The organism is Pedobacter sp. V48, assembly GCF_000523515.1.
Lineage (GTDB): Bacteria > Bacteroidota > Bacteroidia > Sphingobacteriales > Sphingobacteriaceae > Pedobacter.
The window spans coordinates 3,405-4,096 of record NZ_AWRU01000015.1; the positions used below are offsets into that span (position 1 = coordinate 3,405).

At 40.2% G+C, this 692-nt stretch carries 1 pseudogene; it reads right to left on the minus strand.

Annotated features, from left to right (window positions below):
• Window positions 1-692 (minus strand): annotated as a pseudogene (locus N824_RS34295) (SusC/RagA family TonB-linked outer membrane protein); the annotation flags it as partial.

Below are 692 nucleotides of genomic sequence, written 5' to 3' on the forward strand. Positions count from 1 at the left end.
ATACCGGTACGATGTTCTTTAAAAAAGTCTACCTCCAGACTCCAGTCTCTAAAAAATTCTAATTCTACAGCTACATTCGTTTTTTTAGCTGTTTCCCAGGTTATGGCTTCATTTGCATATCTGGAAAGGGAGACGCCATTTCTTGAATATCCATTGTCACGACCAAAAACGGCACCCCTTCCAGCATCATTCATATTCACATTTGAGAGGTATAGAAAACGGTCAGTTGCAGATCCAATGGCATCGTTACCTGTAAGGCCATAGGTTCCTCTAAGCTTAAATTTAGAAATAACGTTTTTCATTGGCTCCCAGAACTTCTCGTTAGAAATATTCCATGCTGCACCGGCAGATGGAAAGAAGCCATAGCGATTGGTTTGGTAGAATCGCTCTGATCCGTTATATCCGAAATTCATTTCGAAATAATATCGGTTATCGTATCCATAGGTGGCTCTGCCAGCTAATCCAATGTTTCTAAAAGGCAAAGAAGATTGAAGATCGCTGTATTGCCCGGTTAATTCATTACGGAGCATATATACAAATAGACCACTTAAGGAATGCTTTTCTGAGAAGGTACGGTTATAATTAAGTGAAGCCTGCATATAGAATTTAGAGCTTACGGTTCTGCTGCCAGGATTATAGTCGAGGTATTCGGTTCCAGCCAGTTCATTCAAAAGCTCCACTTTGTAGGTATT